Source organism: Escherichia sp. WS2035 (genome assembly GCF_046487065.1).
Classification (GTDB): domain Bacteria; phylum Pseudomonadota; class Gammaproteobacteria; order Enterobacterales; family Enterobacteriaceae; genus Escherichia; species Escherichia coli.
The window spans coordinates 14,993-33,078 of record NZ_JBJQKD010000018.1; the positions used below are offsets into that span (position 1 = coordinate 14,993).

Here is an 18,086-nt window from a genome sequence, read left to right on the forward strand (position 1 = left end):
CCGGAAAAAATGTGTCAGCATCGGATCCGGCACTTACTCATTAATGCACTTCCAGCGGCCAGTGGACATAGCTCTGCCACTGGCTTTCCTGATCAATAATCTCTTTACCCAGCGGATGTTGGGTTAGCCAACCTTGCGGAAGCGTCAAGGTCAACAGTTCATGGTTAGCCTGTAATGTCATCTCTGGCACGAGATCGTCACGGCGACGGTTGGCAAAAATGATAGCCAGGCGGAGTAAACGGCAGAGTTGTTCTGCGACGCGCGGTGGTACGGCATTTTGCTGATGCAGCGATGAGAGATCGACCGGATTAGTCTGGTTGAGCAGTAGCGTCGCCAGCAGTTTTTTCTGTGCGGGGGTAAAACCGGGAAGATCCAGGTTACGCACCAGATAAGCAGCGTGTTGCGGCGCTTGTTTGAAGTCAACGCTCAGGCCGATTTCATGAAGCTGACAGGCGCTGATGAGCAAATCGCGGCTTATTGCTTCAAGATGCCATTCATTTTCCACCTGTTCGAAGAAGTTAGCCGCAACTTTGGCTACGCGCTGTGCCTGATCAATATCGATCATAAAGCGGCGCTGAATATTACGCAGCGTACGGCTGCGAATATCCTGCTCGACGGTAAGATGCAACATACCGTAGACCAGGCCTTCACGCAGCGCACCGCCCGCCAGGGTCATACACTGAATATTCAGTTCGGTAAAAATGGCTATCAGGATCGCCAGACCACTCGGGAACACTAACGCACGTTCCAGCGTCAGCCCGTCAATCTCTAGCTCTTCCAGCCGACCGCAATGAATGGCGCGTTGTTTCAGTTGCTGCAACTTTTCCAGGGTAATGCGTTCATCCATCCCCTGTGCCATCATGATTTCCTGTAACGCCTGCACGGTGCCGGAAGCGCCAACGCACACTTTCCAGCCGTGATACCGTAATTCATCGGCAACCGGACGTAACACTTCGCGTGCCGCTTTTTCTGCAGCATCAAAATTTTCCTGCCCCAGATTACGATCGGCAAAATAGCGTTCCAGCCAGGTAACGCAGCCCATCGACAGGCTGAACAAAGAGGTGGTTTGTGCACCCGTGCCGGTTACCAGTTCAGTACTGGCTCCGCCGATATCCACCACCAGGCGCTGATCGGCACCGCCAGTGGTGTGAGCAACGCCCTGATAAATCAGACGCGCTTCCTCTTCACCGCTGATCACCTGTACCGGACAACCGAGGATTTCCTGCGCTTTGGCAATAAAATCACCCGCATTGACGGCAAGGCGTAATGTCGCCGTAGCGACAACGCGAATTTGCGGGGGAGGGATATCTTGCAGACGTTCAGCAAACAGGCGCAGACATTGCCAACCGCGCTCCATTGCTTCATTAGACAGGGCATTTTCGCTATTCAGGCCAGCAGCCAGACGCACTTTGCGTTTTATTCGCGTCAGCGTCTGGATGCTTCCAGCCACCTCGCGCACAACCAGCATATGAAAACTATTCGAACCGAGATCAATGGCTGCATACAGCGACGAGGTGGAACCCATACTCTTCATCCTTCAATCTGTCTCTGTGTTGGCTGCATTCTTTCACCTGAATCACTTACGACAGTAAACTCATCGGGATTCATTCTCTTGCCATCTTGATACAGCTTGAATGATTTGGAGTATGACATTTTTTCTTTAACCTGAACGACGACGATTACGCGGAGCGCCAGTACGACGCGGACCATTGCCTGTGCGCGGGCGCGTGAGGCGCAGCGGTTTTGGCAGATCGGTCATCAATGCGTCCGGATTGTATTTACTTACCGGAATTGAGTGACCAATATAGGTCTCAATAGCAGGCAAATTCAATGCATACTCTTCACACGCCAGGCTGATGGAATGACCGCTTGCGCCAGCGCGACCTGTACGACCAATACGGTGAACGTAATCTTCACAGTCATCGGGTAAATCGTAGTTAAAGACGTGTGTCACAGCAGGAATATGCAAACCACGCGCGGCAACGTCGGTGGCAACCAGAATATCCAGATCGCCACGGGTAAATTCATCAAGAATACGCAGACGTTTTTTCTGCGCGACATCGCCTGTCAATAAACCGACACGATGACCATCTGCCGCCAGGTGGCCCCAGATCTCTTCACAACGGTGTTTGGTGTTGGCGAAAATAATCGCTCTGTCTGGCCACTCTTCTTCGATCAGCGTTTGCAGCAAACGCATTTTTTCTTCGTTAGAAGGGTAGAAAAGCTCTTCTTTAATACGGTGGCCCGTTTTCTGTTCCGGTTCCACTTCAATATATTCGGCATTGTTCATCTGCTCGAACGCCAGTTCACGTACCCGGTACGAAAGCGTGGCGGAGAACAGCATGTTGAGGCGCTGGTTTGCAGGCGGCATACGGCGGAACAGCCAGCGGATATCTTTAATAAAGCCCAGATCGTACATGCGATCGGCTTCGTCCAGCACCACCACCTGAATGGCACCGAGGTTAATGTGGTTCTGCTTGGCGTAGTCAATTAAACGACCCGTGGTGCCAATCAGAATGTCAACGCCGCTTTCCAGCACTTTCAGCTGTTTGTCGTAGCCATCACCACCGTAAGCCAGACCCAGCTTCAGGCCGGTAGCTTCCGCCAGCGGTTCCGCGTCGGCGTGGATCTGCACGGCAAGTTCACGCGTCGGTGCCATAATTAAGGCACGCGGCTGATTCACCTTGCGATCAGCAATCGCGGGATGAGAGAGAAGATAATGAAACGTTGACGTAAGAAACGCCATCGTTTTCCCGGTACCGGTTTGCGCCTGCCCGGCTACGTCACGACCCGCCAGCGTCAGCGGAAGGGCCAGTGCCTGAATGGGCGTACAGTTATGAAACCCTTTTTTTTCAAGGGCTTCTACAACCTTCGGATGCAGGGCGAAGTCGGAAAACTTCTGTTCTGTTAAATGTGTTTTGCTCATAGTGTGGTAGAATATCAGCTTACTATTGCTTTACGAAAGCGTATCCGGTGAAATAAAGTCAACCTTTAGTTGGTTAATGTTACACCAACAACGAAACCAACACGCCAGGCTTATTCCTGTGGAGTTATATATGAGCGATAAAATTATTCACCTGACTGACGACAGTTTTGACACGGATGTACTCAAAGCGGACGGGGCGATCCTCGTCGATTTCTGGGCAGAGTGGTGCGGTCCGTGCAAAATGATCGCCCCGATTCTGGATGAAATCGCTGACGAATATCAGGGCAAACTGACCGTTGCAAAACTGAACATCGATCAAAACCCTGGCACTGCGCCGAAATATGGCATCCGTGGTATCCCGACTCTGCTGCTGTTCAAAAACGGTGAAGTGGCGGCAACCAAAGTGGGCGCACTGTCTAAAGGTCAGTTGAAAGAGTTCCTCGACGCTAACCTGGCGTAAGGGAATTTCATGTTCGGGTGCCCCGTCGCTAAAAACTGGACGCCCGGCGTGAGTCATGCTAACTTAGTGTTGACTTCGTATTAAACATACCTTATTAAGTTTGAATCTTGTAATTTCCAACGCTTCCCGTTTTATCTTAAATGCGAAGTGAACAGATTTCTGGCTCGTCACTCAATCCGTCTTGTCGTTTCAGTTCTGCGTACTCTCCTGTGACCAGGCAGCGAAAAGACATGAGTCGATGACCGTAAACAGGCATGGATGATCCTGCCATACCATTCACAACATTAAGTTCGAGATTTACCCCAAGTTTAAGAACTCACACCACTATGAATCTTACCGAATTAAAGAATACGCCGGTTTCTGAGCTGATCACTCTCGGCGAAAATATGGGGCTGGAAAACCTGGCTCGTATGCGTAAGCAGGACATTATTTTTGCCATCCTGAAGCAGCACGCAAAGAGTGGCGAAGATATCTTTGGTGATGGCGTACTGGAGATATTGCAGGATGGATTTGGTTTCCTCCGTTCCGCAGACAGCTCCTACCTCGCCGGTCCTGATGACATCTACGTTTCCCCTAGCCAAATCCGCCGTTTCAACCTCCGCACTGGTGATACCATCTCTGGTAAGATTCGCCCGCCGAAAGAAGGTGAACGCTATTTTGCGCTGCTGAAAGTTAACGAAGTTAACTTCGACAAACCTGAAAACGCCCGCAACAAAATCCTCTTTGAGAACTTAACCCCGCTGCACGCAAACTCTCGTCTGCGTATGGAACGTGGTAACGGTTCTACGGAAGATTTAACCGCTCGCGTACTGGATCTGGCATCACCTATCGGTCGTGGTCAGCGTGGTCTGATTGTGGCACCGCCGAAAGCCGGTAAAACCATGCTGCTGCAGAACATTGCTCAGAGCATTGCTTACAACCACCCGGATTGTGTGCTGATGGTTCTGCTGATCGACGAACGTCCGGAAGAAGTAACCGAGATGCAGCGACTGGTAAAAGGTGAAGTTGTTGCTTCTACCTTTGACGAACCCGCATCTCGCCACGTTCAGGTTGCGGAAATGGTGATCGAGAAGGCGAAACGCCTGGTTGAGCACAAGAAAGACGTTATCATTCTGCTCGACTCCATCACTCGTCTGGCGCGCGCTTACAACACCGTTGTTCCGGCGTCAGGTAAAGTGTTGACCGGTGGTGTGGACGCCAACGCCCTGCATCGTCCGAAACGCTTCTTCGGTGCGGCGCGTAACGTGGAAGAGGGCGGCAGCCTGACCATTATCGCGACGGCGCTTATCGATACCGGTTCTAAAATGGACGAAGTTATCTACGAAGAGTTTAAAGGTACAGGCAACATGGAACTGCACCTCTCTCGTAAGATCGCTGAAAAACGCGTCTTCCCGGCTATCGACTACAACCGTTCCGGTACCCGTAAAGAAGAGCTGCTCACGACTCAGGAAGAACTGCAGAAAATGTGGATCCTGCGCAAAATCATTCACCCGATGGGCGAAATCGATGCAATGGAATTCCTCATTAATAAACTGGCAATGACCAAGACCAATGACGATTTCTTCGAAATGATGAAACGCTCATAAATTTGTCTTATGCCAAAAACGCCACGTGTTTACGTGGCGTTTTGCTTTTATATCTGTAATCTTAATGCCGCGCTGGCGATGTTAGGAAAATTCCTGGAATTTGCTGGTGTGTTATGCAATTTGCATATCAAGTGGTTAATTTTCGCATAGTGCTGGTAGGTTCGGAACGGACTTTCCTTTCTGAATAAAGGTCTTCGTGGTTATACTTCTGCTAATAATTTTCTCTGAGAGCATGCATTGTGAATTTACTGACAGTGAGTACTGATCTCATCAGTATTTTTTTATTCACGACACTGTTTCTGTTTTTTGCCCGTAAGGTGGCAAAAAAAGTCGGTTTAGTGGATAAACCAAACTTCCGCAAACGTCACCAGGGATTGATACCTCTCGTTGGGGGGATTTCGGTTTACGCAGGGATTTGCTTCACGTTCGGAATTGTCGACTACTATATTCCGCATGCATCTCTCTATCTCGCTTGTGCTGGTGTGCTTGTTTTCATTGGCGCGCTGGATGACCGTTTTGATATCAGCGTAAAAATCCGAGCCACCATACAGGCCGCTGTTGGCATTGTTATGATGGTGTTCGGCAAACTTTATCTCAGTAGCCTGGGTTATATCTTTGGCTCCTGGGAGATGGTGCTCGGACCGTTTGGTTACTTCCTGACGCTATTTGCCGTCTGGGCGGCCATTAATGCGTTCAACATGGTTGATGGCATTGATGGCTTGCTGGGCGGGTTGTCCTGCGTCTCGTTTGCAGCAATCGGTATGATTTTGTGGTTCGACGGGCAAACCAGTCTCGCAATCTGGTGCTTTGCGATGATCGCCGCCATCCTGCCATACATCATGCTTAACCTTGGTATCCTGGGTCGCCGCTACAAAGTCTTTATGGGGGATGCGGGCAGTACGCTGATTGGTTTTACCGTTATCTGGATCCTGCTCGAAACGACCCAGGGCAAAACTCATCCCATCAGCCCGGTTACCGCTTTGTGGATTATCGCCATTCCGCTAATGGATATGGTGGCGATTATGTACCGTCGCCTGCGTAAAGGCATGAGCCCATTCTCTCCAGACCGTCAGCATATTCACCATTTGATCATGCGTGCCGGGTTTACTTCCCGCCAGGCGTTTGTGCTGATTACCCTTGCCGCAGCATTGCTCGCTTCCATTGGCGTGCTGGCAGAATATTCTCATTTTGTCCCGGAGTGGGTCATGCTGGTGCTCTTTTTGCTAGCATTCTTCCTCTATGGATATTGCATCAAGCGTGCCTGGAAAGTTGCTCGCTTTATTAAGCGCGTAAAACGCAGACTGCGTAGAAATCGTGGTGGCAGCCCCAATTTAACCAAATAAATGAGGATGTGATGACACAACCAATGCCTGGGAAACCGGCCGAAGACGCTGAAAATGAACTGGATATTCGTGGGTTGTTTCGTACCTTGTGGGCTGGGAAGCTATGGATTATTGGCATGGGGCTGGCGTTTGCGTTAATCGCGCTGGCGTATACTTTTTTTGCTCGTCAGGAGTGGAGCGCGACGGCGATTACCGATCGTCCAACGGTGAATATGCTGGGCGGGTACTACTCACAGCAGCAATTTTTGCGTAACCTGGATGTCCGTTCAAACATGGCTTCTGCCGACCAACCATCGGTCATGGACGAAGCTTATAAAGAGTTTGTTATGCAACTGGCCTCGTGGGATACCCGCAGAGAGTTCTGGCTGCAAACCGACTATTACAAACAGCGGATGGTGGGCAACAGCAAAGCCGATGCGGCGTTGCTGGATGAAATGATTAACAACATCGTGTTTATTCCCGGTGACTTTACCCGCGCGGTCAATGACAGCGTGAAGCTTATTGCCGAAACCGCGCCTGACGCTAATAACCTGTTACGTCAGTATGTTGCTTTTGCCAGCCAGCGTGCAGCCAGCCATCTGAATGATGAGCTGAAAGGCGCATGGGCGGCACGCACTATCCAGATGAAAGCTCAGGTGAAGCGTCAGGAAGAGGTGGCGAAAGCCATCTATGACCGCCGGATGAACAGTATTGAACAGGCGCTGAAAATTGCTGAGCAGCATAATATTTCGCGCAGTGCGACAGATGTGCCTGCCGAGGAATTACCTGATTCAGAAATGTTCCTGCTTGGGCGTCCAATGCTCCAGGCTCGACTGGAAAATTTACAGGCCGTCGGTCCGGCCTTTGATCTCGACTATGATCAAAATCGGGCCATGTTAAACACCCTGAATGTTGGTCCAACCCTGGATCCGCGTTTTCAGACCTATCGCTATTTGCGTACGCCGGAAGAACCGGTAAAACGCGATAGCCCACGTCGTGCCTTCCTGATGATTATGTGGGGCATTGTCGGGGGACTGATCGGGGCTGGTGTCGCATTAACCCGCCGTTGCTCGAAATAGCAACACTGCTGCGGTGAGCGCAAAGGCGCTCGCCGCTTATTCGAAGAGAATCGATGTGAAAGTACTGACTGTATTTGGTACGCGCCCGGAAGCCATCAAGATGGCACCGTTGGTGCATGCGTTGGCAAAAGATCCTTTTTTTGAGGCTAAAGTTTGCGTCACTGCGCAGCATCGGGAGATGCTCGATCAGGTGCTGAAACTCTTTTCCATTGTACCTGACTACGATCTCAACATAATGCAGCCAGGACAAGGCCTTACAGAGATAACCTGTCGGATTCTGGAAGGGCTAAAACCTATTCTTGCCGAGTTCAAACCAGATGTCGTGCTGGTTCACGGCGATACTACGACGACGCTGGCAACCAGCCTGGCGGCGTTTTATCAGCGTATTCCTGTTGGTCACGTTGAGGCTGGTCTGCGCACGGGCGATCTCTATTCGCCGTGGCCGGAAGAGGCTAACCGTACATTGACCGGGCATCTGGCGATGTATCATTTTTCTCCAACCGAAACTTCCCGGCAAAACTTGCTGCGTGAAAACGTTGCGGATAGCCGAATCTTCATTACTGGTAATACAGTCATTGATGCACTGTTATGGGTGCGTGACCAGGTGATGAGCAGCGATACGCTGCGTTCAGAACTGGCGGCAAATTACCCGTTTATCGACCCCGATAAAAAGATGATTCTGGTGACCGGTCACAGGCGTGAGAGCTTCGGTCGTGGCTTTGAAGAAATCTGCCATGCGCTGGCAGACATCGCCACCACGCACCAGGACATCCAGATTGTCTATCCGGTGCATCTCAACCCGAACGTCAGAGAGCCGGTCAATCGCATTCTGGGGCATGTGAAAAATGTCATTCTGATCGATCCCCAGGAGTATTTACCGTTTGTCTGGCTGATGAACCACGCCTGGCTGATTTTGACCGACTCAGGCGGCATTCAGGAAGAAGCGCCTTCGCTGGGGAAACCGGTGCTGGTGATGCGCGATACCACTGAGCGTCCGGAAGCGGTGACGGCGGGTACGGTGCGTCTGGTCGGCACGGATAAGCAGCGAATTGTCGAGGAAGTGACGCGTCTTTTAAAAGACGAAAACGAATATCAAGCTATGAGCCGCGCCCATAACCCGTATGGTGATGGTCAGGCATGCTCTCGCATTCTGGAAGCGTTAAAAAATAATCGGATATCACTATGAGTTTTGCGACCATTTCTGTTATCGGACTGGGTTACATCGGGCTGCCTACAGCAGCTGCGTTTGCCTCAAGGCAAAAACAGGTGATTGGTGTCGATATCAACCAACACGCGGTTGATACCATCAATCGTGGCGAAATCCATATCGTCGAGCCTGATTTGGCGAGCGTAGTAAAAACTGCCGTAGAAGGCGGTTTTTTACGAGCGAGCACGACGCCAGTTGAAGCGGATGCCTGGTTGATTGCTGTACCCACACCGTTTAAAGGCGATCATGAGCCAGATATGACCTACGTTGAATCGGCTGCTCGCTCCATTGCGCCAGTGCTGAAAAAAGGCGCGTTAGTGATCCTTGAATCCACCTCGCCGGTGGGGTCAACCGAGAAGATGGCAGAATGGTTAGCAGAGATGCGTCCAGATCTCACTTTCCCACAGCAGGTGGGCGAGTTGGCGGACGTCAACATTGCTTACTGCCCGGAACGCGTATTACCGGGCCAGGTTATGGTCGAGCTGATTAAAAACGATCGCGTGATTGGTGGTATGACGCCGGTTTGTTCGGCCCGCGCCAGCGAACTGTACAAAATTTTCCTCGAAGGTGAGTGTGTCGTCACTAACTCGCGGACGGCGGAAATGTGTAAGCTCACCGAAAACAGCTTCCGCGATGTGAATATCGCTTTTGCTAATGAATTGTCGCTGATTTGTGCCGATCAGGGGATTAACGTCTGGGAACTGATTCGCCTGGCGAATCGTCACCCTCGCGTCAATATTCTTCAGCCAGGCCCTGGCGTGGGCGGTCACTGCATCGCTGTTGATCCGTGGTTTATCGTGGCACAGAACCCCCAGCAGGCGCGGCTTATCCGTACCGCGCGCGAAGTGAACGATCACAAACCGTTCTGGGTTATCGATCAGGTGAAAGCGGCGGTGGCTGATTGTCTGGCTGCTACCGATAAACGCGCCAATGAACTGAAAATCGCCTGCTTTGGTCTGGCGTTTAAACCGAATATTGATGACCTGCGCGAAAGTCCGGCAATGGAAATCGCTGAACTGATCGCCCAGTGGCACAGCGGCGAAACGCTGGTTGTTGAGCCTAACATCCACCAGTTGCCGAAGAAACTGACCGGGCTTTGTACTCTGGCGCAGCTTGACGAGGCGCTGGCAACGGCAGATGTGCTGGTGATGCTGGTCGATCATAGTCAGTTCAAAGTTATCAATGGCGACAACGTCCATCAGCAGTATGTCGTCGATGCCAAAGGAGTCTGGCGCTGATGAGAAAGATTCTGATAACAGGTGGTGCCGGGTTTATTGGCTCGGCGCTGGTGCGTTATATCATCAACGAAACGAGCGACGCGGTGGTGGTGGTCGATACGCTGACCTACGCCGGAAACCTGATGTCGCTGGCACCGGTCGCGCAAAGCGAGCGCTTTGCCTTTGAGAAAGTTGATATCTGCGATCGGGCAGAACTGGCGCGCGTATTCACTGAGTATCAGCCAGACTGTGTCATGCATCTGGCAGCCGAAAGCCATGTTGACCGTTCTATTGACGGCCCGGCAGCGTTTATTGAAACCAACATTGTCGGGACTTATACACTGCTTGAAGCGGCGCGGGCTTACTGGACTGCGCTGACGGAAGATAAAAAATCAGCGTTCCGTTTTCATCATATCTCCACCGACGAAGTATATGGTGACCTGCACTCGACGGATGATTTCTTCACCGAAACCACGCCGTATGCGCCGAGCAGCCCTTATTCCGCGTCAAAAGCCAGCAGCGACCATCTGGTGCGCGCCTGGCTGCGGACCTATGGTCTGCCGACGCTTATCACCAACTGCTCGAATAACTACGGTCCTTACCACTTTCCGGAAAAACTGATCCCGCTGATGATCCTCAACGCGCTGGCGGGTAAACCGCTGCCGGTATATGGCAACGGGCAGCAAATCCGTGACTGGCTGTATGTTGAAGATCACGCCCGCGCGCTGTATTGCGTGGCGACCACCGGGAAAGTCGGTGAAACCTATAATATTGGTGGTCACAACGAGCGTAAGAATCTCGATGTTGTGGAAACCATTTGCGAGCTGCTGGAAGAACTGGCTCCGAATAAGCCGCACGGCGTGGCGCACTATCGTGACCTGATCACCTTTGTCGCTGACCGTCCGGGGCATGATCTGCGTTATGCCATTGATGCTTCGAAAATTGCCCGTGAACTTGGCTGGCTGCCGCAGGAAACCTTTGAAAGTGGAATGCGTAAAACGGTGCAGTGGTATCTGGCTAATGAAAGCTGGTGGAAGCAGGTGCAGGACGGCAGCTATCAGGGCGAGCGTTTAGGTCTGAAAGGCTAATTTTCAGCGGAGGCAAACATGAAAGGTATTATCCTGGCGGGCGGTTCCGGCACCCGATTGCATCCGATTACGCGCGGCGTATCTAAGCAACTGTTGCCGATTTACGATAAGCCAATGATTTACTATCCGCTGTCGGTGCTGATGCTGGCCGGTATCCGCGAAATTCTCATCATCACTACGCCGGAAGATAAAGGTTATTTCCAGCGCCTGCTGGGTGACGGCAGTGAGTTCGGTATCCAGCTGGAATATGCCGAACAGCCCAGTCCGGACGGCCTGGCGCAGGCCTTTATCATCGGTGAAACCTTCCTCAACGGTGAACCTTCTTGTCTGGTGCTGGGCGATAACATCTTCTTCGGACAGGGCTTCAGTCCGAAACTGCGTCATGTTGCGGCGCGCACGGAAGGGGCGACGGTATTTGGCTATCAGGTGATGGACCCGGAACGCTTTGGCGTGGTGGAGTTTGACGACAATTTCCGCGCTATCTCGCTGGAAGAAAAACCAAAACAGCCGAAATCAAACTGGGCGGTGACCGGGCTTTATTTCTACGACAGTAAAGTCGTGGAGTACGCAAAGCAGGTGAAGCCGTCGGAGCGTGGTGAACTGGAGATTACCTCCATCAACCAGATGTACCTCGAGGCGGGCAACCTGACCGTTGAACTGCTCGGGCGCGGATTTGCCTGGCTGGATACCGGCACTCACGACAGCCTGATTGAGGCCAGCACTTTTGTGCAGACAGTAGAAAAACGCCAGGGCTTTAAGATTGCCTGCCTGGAAGAGATTGCCTGGCGTAACGGCTGGCTCGATGACGAGGGTGTGAAGCGTGCTGCCAGTTCATTAGCGAAAACTGGCTACGGCCAATATCTGCTGGAGTTACTTCGTGCCCGTCCGCGCCAGTATTGAGCCACTAACCTGGGAAAACGCCTTCTTTGGTGTTAACAGCGCCATTGTGCGTATTAGCCCTGACGCGGCACTCCTGACGCCAGACGCCTTAGCGCCGTGGTCACGGGTGCAGGCCAAAATTGCGGCATCAAATACGGGTGAACTGGATGCTCTGCAACAGCTGGGATTCTCCCTGATAGAAGGTGAAGTTGATTTGGCACTACCCGTGAACAATGTCAGTGATAGCGGTGCAGTAGTGGCACAAGAGACCGATATTCCCGCATTACGTCAGTTAGCCAGCGCCGCATTTGCGCAAAGCCGTTTTCGTGCGCCGTGGTATGCGCCTGACGCCAGCGGTCGCTTTTATGCACAGTGGATTGAAAATGCCGTGCGCGGCACCTTTGATCATCAATGTCTGATTTTACGTGCGGCGTCCGGCGATATTCGCGGTTATGTCTCTTTACGGGAACTCAATGCGACAGATGCGCGAATTGGCCTGCTGGCTGGACGCGGTGCAGGTGCTGAGCTAATGCAAACGGCGCTAAACTGGGCGTATGCTCGCGGTAAAACAACTTTGCGGGTGGCGACCCAGATGGGCAACACCGCCGCGCTTAAACGATACATACAAAGTGGTGCGAATGTAGAAAGCACCGCGTACTGGTTATACAGGTGATCACATGATTCCATTTAACGCACCGCCGGTGGTGGGAACCGAACTCGACTATATGCAGTCGGCAATGGGTAGCGGCAAACTGTGCGGCGATGGTGGTTTTACCCGTCGCTGCCAGCAGTGGCTGGAGCAACGTTTTGGCAGCGCCAAAGTGTTACTGACGCCGTCCTGCACCGCTTCGCTGGAGATGGCGGCGCTGCTGCTCGATATCCAGCCTGGCGATGAAGTGATCATGCCGAGCTACACCTTTGTCTCCACCGCCAATGCCTTTGTGCTGCGTGGCGCGAAAATCGTCTTTGTGGATGTTCGCCCGGACACCATGAACATCAACGAAACGCTGATTGAAGCGGCGATCACCGACAAAACGCGCGTTATCGTGCCGGTCCATTACGCGGGTGTGGCCTGCGAAATGGACACTATTATGGCGTTGGCGAAGAAGCATAATCTATTTGTGGTGGAAGATGCCGCTCAGGGCGTGATGTCCACTTACAAAGGGCGTGCGCTGGGAACCATTGGTCATATTGGCTGCTTTAGCTTCCATGAAACCAAAAACTACACGGCGGGTGGTGAAGGCGGCGCGACGCTGATTAACGATAAAGCGTTGATCGAACGAGCCGAGATCATCCGTGAAAAAGGCACAAACCGCAGCCAGTTCTTCCGTGGTCAGGTCGATAAATATACCTGGCGCGATATTGGCTCCAGCTATTTGATGTCCGATCTGCAAGCAGCGTACCTGTGGGCGCAACTGGAAGCAGCGGATCGTATCAATCAGCAGCGTCTGGCGCTGTGGCAAAACTACTACGATGCACTGGCGCCTCTGGCAAAAAATGGGCGTATCGAGCTGCCGTCGATTCCCGATGGCTGCGTGCAGAACGCGCATATGTTCTACATTAAACTGCGGGATATTGATGACCGGAGCGCGTTGATTAACTTTCTGAAAGAAGCGGAAATCATGGCGGTGTTTCATTACATTCCGCTGCACGGTTGCCCTGCGGGGGAACACTTTGGTGAGTTCCACGGTGAAGATCGCTACACCACCAAAGAGAGCGAGCGCCTGCTGCGCCTGCCGCTGTTCTACAACCTGTCGCCCGTCAATCAGCGTACGGTAATTGCGACTTTGTTGAACTACTTCTCCTGATATGTCGTTGGCAAAAGCGTCCTTGTGGACGGCGGCCAGTACACTGGTCAAGATTGGTGCCGGGTTACTAGTCGGTAAGTTGCTGGCGGTGTCATTTGGTCCGGCGGGGCTTGGGCTGGCGGCAAATTTCCGCCAGTTGATTACCGTGCTCGGCGTGCTTGCCGGGGCTGGCATCTTTAACGGTGTAACCAAATACGTTGCCCAGTACCATGATAATCCGCAACAGCTGCGCCGCGTGGTCGGCACTTCATCAGCGATGGTACTTGGTTTCTCTACGCTGATGGCGCTGGTTTTTGTGCTGGCAGCTGCGCCAATCAGCCAGGGATTGTTTGGTAATACCGACTATCAGGGGCTGGTGCGTTTAGTGGCGCTGGTGCAAATGGGGATCGCCTGGGGCAACCTGTTACTGGCGCTGATGAAAGGCTTTCGCGATGCCGCAGGTAATGCGTTATCTCTGATTGTTGGCAGCTTGATTGGCGTTCTCGCGTACTACGTCAGTTACCGTTTGGGCGGTTATGAAGGGGCGTTGCTGGGTCTGGCGCTGATTCCCGCGCTGGTGGTAATTCCTGCCGCCATCATGTTGATCAAACGTGGTGTCATCCCGTTAAGCTATCTGAAACCCAGCTGGGATAACGGTCTGGCAGGGCAGTTGAGCAAATTTACGCTCATGGCGTTGATTACGTCGGTGACCTTGCCTGTTGCTTACATCATGATGCGTAAACTGCTGGCGGCGCAGTATAGCTGGGATGAGGTGGGGATCTGGCAAGGGGTGAGCAGTATTTCCGATGCCTACCTGCAATTTATTACGGCATCGTTCAGCGTATATTTGCTGCCCACGTTGTCGCGGCTAACGGAAAAGCGCGATATCACCCGGGAAGTGGTTAAATCGCTTAAATTCGTCTTGCCGGCAGTGGCGGCGGCGAGTTTTACCGTCTGGTTGCTGCGTGATTTTGCTATCTGGCTGCTGTTGTCGAATAAATTTACCGCTATGCGCGATCTCTTTGCCTGGCAGTTGGTGGGTGATGTGTTAAAAGTGGGCGCTTATGTCTTTGGTTATCTGGTGATCGCCAAAGCGTCACTGCGGTTTTATATTCTGGCGGAAGTCAGCCAGTTCACTTTATTGATGGTATTTGCCCACTGGCTAATCCCTGCGCATGGTGCACTGGGCGCGGCGCAGGCCTATATGGCAACCTATATCGTCTATTTTTCTCTTTGTTGTGGCGTGTTTTTACTCTGGCGTAGGCGGGCATGACTGTACTGATTCACGTACTGGGATCGGATATCCCTCACCATAACCGAACCGTTTTGCGGTTTTTCAATGACGCGCTGGCCGCGACGAGCGAGCACGCGCGCGAGTTTATGGTTGTTGGCAAGGACGACGGCTTAAGTGATAGCTGTCCGGCGCTTTCTGTGCAATTTTTCCCTGGGAAAAAATCGCTGGCGGAAGCGGTCATCGCGAAAGCAAAAGCTAACCGTCAGCAGCGTTTTTTCTTCCACGGTCAGTTCAATCCCACACTGTGGCTGGCTCTGCTGAGTGGTGGCATTAAGCCCAGCCAGTTTTACTGGCATATCTGGGGGGCAGACCTGTACGAGCTTTCCAGTGGCTTGAGATATAAGCTTTTTTACCCGCTACGTCGCCTGGCGCAAAAGAGAGTCGGCTGTGTATTTGCCACCCGCGGTGATTTGAGCTTTTTTGCCAAAACGCATCCAAAGGTGCGGGGAGAACTGCTGTACTTCCCGACGCGGATGGACCCTTCACTCAATATGATGGCGAATGATCGGCAACGTGAAGGGAAAATGACCATTCTGGTGGGGAACTCCGGTGACCGCAGCAATGAACATATTGCTGCCTTGCGCGCCGTTTATCAGCAATTTGGCGATACGGTAAAAGTGGTGGTGCCGATGGGATATCCGCCTAATAACGAAGCGTACATCGAGGAAGTTCGTCAGGCGGGGCTGGAGTTATTCAGCGAAGAAAATCTACAAACTCTGAGCGAAAAACTGGAATTTGACGCCTATCTGGCGCTACTTCGTCAGTGCGATCTTGGTTACTTTATTTTTGCCCGCCAGCAGGGCATTGGTACGCTGTGCTTACTGATTCAGGCGGGCATTCCTTGTGTGCTTAACCGGGAAAATCCGTTCTGGCAGGATATGACGGAACAGCATTTGCCGGTGCTGTTTACTACCGACGATCTCAACGAGGATATTGTGCGTGAAGCGCAGCGCCAGTTGGTGTCGGTGGATAAAAACACCATTGCCTTCTTTAGCCCGAACTATCTGCAAGGCTGGCAGCGGGCGTTGGCGATTGCCGCCGGGGAGGTCGCATGAGTCTGCTGCAATTCAGTGGCCTGTTTGTTGTCTGGCTGCTCTGCACGCTGTTTATTGCCACGCTGACCTGGTTTGAGTTTCGCCGTGTGCGCTTTAACTTCAATGTCTTCTTTTCATTGCTGTTTTTGCTCACCTTTTTCTTCGGCTTCCCGCTGACCAGCGTGCTGGTTTTTCGCTTTGATGTTGGTGCCGCGCCGCCAGAAATCTTGTTGCAGGCGTTGCTTTCTGCGGGCTGCTTCTACGCGGTTTACTACGTCACCTACAAAACCCGCCTACGCAAACGCGTTGCTGATGTACCGCGCCGTCCGCTGTTTACCATGAACCGCGTGGAAACCAATCTCACGTGGGTGATCCTGATGGGCATCGCGCTGGTAAGCGTCGGCATCTTCTTCATGCACAACGGCTTTTTGCTGTTCCGGCTTAACTCCTACAGTCAGATCTTCTCCAGTGAAGTCTCCGGCGTGGCGTTAAAACGCTTCTTTTACTTTTTCATCCCGGCGATGCTGGTGGTCTACTTTCTGCGCCAGGACAGCAAAGCGTGGCTGTTTTTCCTCGTCAGCACGGTCGCTTTTGGCTTGCTGACTTATATGATTGTCGGCGGCACTCGCGCCAATATCATCATCGCATTCGCTATCTTCCTGTTTATTGGCATTATTCGCGGCTGGATTTCGTTGTGGATGCTGGCGGCGGCGGGCGTGCTGGGGATTGTGGGCATGTTCTGGCTGGCGTTAAAACGCTATGGAATGAATGTGAGCGGCGATGAAGCGTTCTATACGTTTCTCTATCTCACTCGCGACACCTTTTCACCGTGGGAGAATCTGGCGTTGCTGTTGCAGAACTACGACAACATCGACTTCCAGGGCCTGGCTCCAATTGTCCGCGATTTCTATGTCTTTATCCCTTCCTGGCTGTGGCCGGGTCGCCCGAGTATGGTGCTGAACTCCGCCAACTACTTTACCTGGGAAGTGCTGAATAACCACTCCGGACTGGCGATCTCGCCTACGCTTATAGGCTCACTGGTGGTGATGGGCGGCGCGTTGTTCATCCCGCTCGGGGCGATTGTTGTTGGACTGATCATCAAATGGTTCGACTGGCTGTATGAGCTGGGCAACCGCGAGACTAATCGCTATAAGGCTGCGATATTGCACAGTTTCTGCTTCGGGGCGATCTTCAATATGATCGTGCTGGCGCGTGAAGGGCTGGATTCGTTTGTCTCACGCGTGGTCTTTTTTATCGTGGTCTTCGGCGCATGTCTGATGATCGCAAAACTGTTGTACTGGCTTTTTGAAAGCGCCGGACTCATTCATAAACGAACAAAATCATCGCTCCGGACGCAGGTTGAAGGATAATAATGAATAACAACACCACGGCACCGACCTATACGCTGCGTGGCTTACAGTTGATTGGTTGGCGTGATATGCAGCACGCCCTCGATTATCTGTTCGCTGACGGGCAGCTTAAGCAAGGAACGCTGGTTGCCATTAATGCCGAAAAAATGCTGACCATTGAAGATAACGCCGAGGTCCGGGAGCTAATTAACGCTGCCGAATTTAAATATGCGGATGGCATAAGCGTTGTACGTTCAGTACGTAAAAAGTACCCGCAGGCGCAGGTTTCCCGCGTTGCTGGGGCCGATCTCTGGGAAGAGCTGATGGCGCGCGCAGGCAAAGAAGGGACACCGGTATTTCTTGTGGGCGGTAAACCTGAAGTGCTGGCGCAAACTGAAGCTAAACTGCGCAACCAGTGGAATGTGAATATCGTTGGCAGCCAGGATGGTTATTTTAAACCCGAGCAGCGTCAGGCGCTGTTTGAACGCATTCATGCCAGCGGAGCGCAAATCGTCACCGTTGCGATGGGATCGCCAAAGCAGGAGATCTTCATGCGCGACTGCCGTCTGGTGCATCCAGATGCGCTGTATATGGGCGTTGGCGGGACCTACGATGTTTTCACCGGTCACGTAAAACGCGCACCGAAAATCTGGCAAACGCTGGGGCTGGAGTGGCTCTACCGCCTGCTTTCGCAGCCGAGCCGCATTAAGCGTCAGCTTCGTTTGCTGCGTTATTTACGCTGGCACTATACCGGCAACCTCTGATTTTCCTCTCTTTGTAAAGCGACGAAGTGGTCACTCCGTCGCCTGTCTGCTTTTTTATTACACAAAGCATTCAAATTTTTAATGCTTTATTTGC

General features: G+C 52.3%; 17 protein-coding genes. 15 read left to right on the top strand and 2 right to left on the bottom strand.

Features of this window, described 5'->3' with window-relative positions; translation table 11 throughout:
* Positions 1–40: 40 nt before the first annotated feature.
* Both gppA and rhlB read right to left on the bottom strand, forming a co-directional pair.
* Positions 41–1,525: a guanosine-5'-triphosphate,3'-diphosphate diphosphatase gene (gene gppA, locus ACJHX4_RS22615; RefSeq protein WP_001296590.1), complete on the bottom strand. Its 1,485-nt coding sequence runs from the start codon at positions 1,523–1,525 to the stop codon at positions 41–43.
* Between the two features lie 135 nt (positions 1,526–1,660).
* Positions 1,661–2,926 carry an ATP-dependent RNA helicase RhlB gene (gene rhlB, locus ACJHX4_RS22620; RefSeq protein ID WP_000047499.1) on the bottom strand — a complete coding sequence of 422 codons (1,266 nt, stop codon included), beginning with the start codon at positions 2,924–2,926 and terminating at the stop codon, positions 1,661–1,663.
* 130 nt (positions 2,927–3,056) lie between these two features.
* Between rhlB and trxA the strand changes: the two genes are divergently transcribed.
* The 15 genes from trxA (at position 3,057) to wecG (ending at position 17,992) form a co-directional block, all read left to right on the top strand.
* Complete coding sequence (trxA, locus tag ACJHX4_RS22625) at positions 3,057–3,386, top strand: thioredoxin TrxA (protein WP_001280776.1); 330 nt, start codon at positions 3,057–3,059, stop codon at positions 3,384–3,386.
* Positions 3,387–3,526: 140 nt separating this feature from the next.
* Complete coding sequence (rhoL, locus tag ACJHX4_RS22630; protein WP_001295255.1) at positions 3,527–3,628, top strand: rho operon leader peptide RhoL; 102 nt, start codon at positions 3,527–3,529, stop codon at positions 3,626–3,628.
* A gap of 84 nt (positions 3,629–3,712) precedes the next feature.
* Complete coding sequence (rho, locus tag ACJHX4_RS22635) at positions 3,713–4,972, top strand: transcription termination factor Rho (RefSeq protein WP_001054527.1); 1,260 nt, start codon at positions 3,713–3,715, stop codon at positions 4,970–4,972.
* Between the two features lie 239 nt (positions 4,973–5,211).
* Positions 5,212–6,315, top strand: a complete 1,104-nt coding sequence (gene wecA / locus ACJHX4_RS22640) for a UDP-N-acetylglucosamine--undecaprenyl-phosphate N-acetylglucosaminephosphotransferase (RefSeq protein ID WP_001050960.1) — start codon at positions 5,212–5,214, stop codon at positions 6,313–6,315.
* 11 nt (positions 6,316–6,326) lie between these two features.
* Positions 6,327–7,373, top strand: coding sequence for an ECA polysaccharide chain length modulation protein (gene wzzE / locus ACJHX4_RS22645; protein ID WP_001296591.1), 1,047 nt, complete (start codon positions 6,327–6,329; stop codon positions 7,371–7,373).
* A gap of 55 nt (positions 7,374–7,428) precedes the next feature.
* Positions 7,429–8,559, top strand: coding sequence for a non-hydrolyzing UDP-N-acetylglucosamine 2-epimerase (gene wecB, locus ACJHX4_RS22650; protein ID WP_000866670.1), 1,131 nt, complete (start codon positions 7,429–7,431; stop codon positions 8,557–8,559).
* The gene (wecC, locus tag ACJHX4_RS22655) at positions 8,556–9,818 is read left to right on the top strand and encodes a UDP-N-acetyl-D-mannosamine dehydrogenase (protein WP_000006608.1); all 1,263 of its coding nucleotides are present in this window, start codon (positions 8,556–8,558) and stop codon (positions 9,816–9,818) included. Before wecB ends, wecC begins: the two co-directional genes overlap by 4 nt.
* Positions 9,818–10,885, top strand: coding sequence for a dTDP-glucose 4,6-dehydratase (gene rffG / locus ACJHX4_RS22660; protein ID WP_001226629.1), 1,068 nt, complete (start codon positions 9,818–9,820; stop codon positions 10,883–10,885). Before wecC ends, rffG begins: the two co-directional genes overlap by 1 nt.
* 18 nt (positions 10,886–10,903) lie before the next feature.
* A complete protein-coding gene (gene rfbA / locus ACJHX4_RS22665) occupies positions 10,904–11,785 on the top strand; it encodes a glucose-1-phosphate thymidylyltransferase RfbA (RefSeq protein ID WP_000676056.1) in 882 nt (293 codons plus the stop codon).
* Positions 11,763–12,437: a dTDP-4-amino-4,6-dideoxy-D-galactose acyltransferase gene (gene rffC, locus ACJHX4_RS22670; RefSeq protein ID WP_001145166.1), complete on the top strand. Its 675-nt coding sequence runs from the start codon at positions 11,763–11,765 to the stop codon at positions 12,435–12,437. Before rfbA ends, rffC begins: the two co-directional genes overlap by 23 nt.
* A 4-nt stretch (positions 12,438–12,441) precedes the next feature.
* On the top strand, positions 12,442–13,572 hold the full coding sequence (rffA, locus tag ACJHX4_RS22675) for a dTDP-4-amino-4,6-dideoxygalactose transaminase (protein WP_000612067.1): 1,131 nt from the start codon (positions 12,442–12,444) through the stop codon (positions 13,570–13,572).
* 1 nt (position 13,573) lies between these two features.
* Entirely contained in the window at positions 13,574–14,824 is a 1,251-nt protein-coding gene (wzxE, locus tag ACJHX4_RS22680; protein WP_000050265.1) for a lipid III flippase WzxE, read from the top strand.
* Complete coding sequence (gene rffT / locus ACJHX4_RS22685) at positions 14,821–15,900, top strand: TDP-N-acetylfucosamine:lipid II N-acetylfucosaminyltransferase (protein WP_000217256.1); 1,080 nt, start codon at positions 14,821–14,823, stop codon at positions 15,898–15,900. The genes wzxE and rffT overlap by 4 nt, the downstream gene beginning before the upstream one ends.
* A complete protein-coding gene (wzyE, locus tag ACJHX4_RS22690; RefSeq protein ID WP_000055112.1) occupies positions 15,897–17,249 on the top strand; it encodes an ECA oligosaccharide polymerase in 1,353 nt (450 codons plus the stop codon). The genes rffT and wzyE overlap by 4 nt, the downstream gene beginning before the upstream one ends.
* 2 nt (positions 17,250–17,251) lie before the next feature.
* Positions 17,252–17,992: a lipopolysaccharide N-acetylmannosaminouronosyltransferase gene (gene wecG / locus ACJHX4_RS22695; protein ID WP_001064038.1), complete on the top strand. Its 741-nt coding sequence runs from the start codon at positions 17,252–17,254 to the stop codon at positions 17,990–17,992.
* The last annotated feature ends 94 nt before the right edge of the window (positions 17,993–18,086 follow it).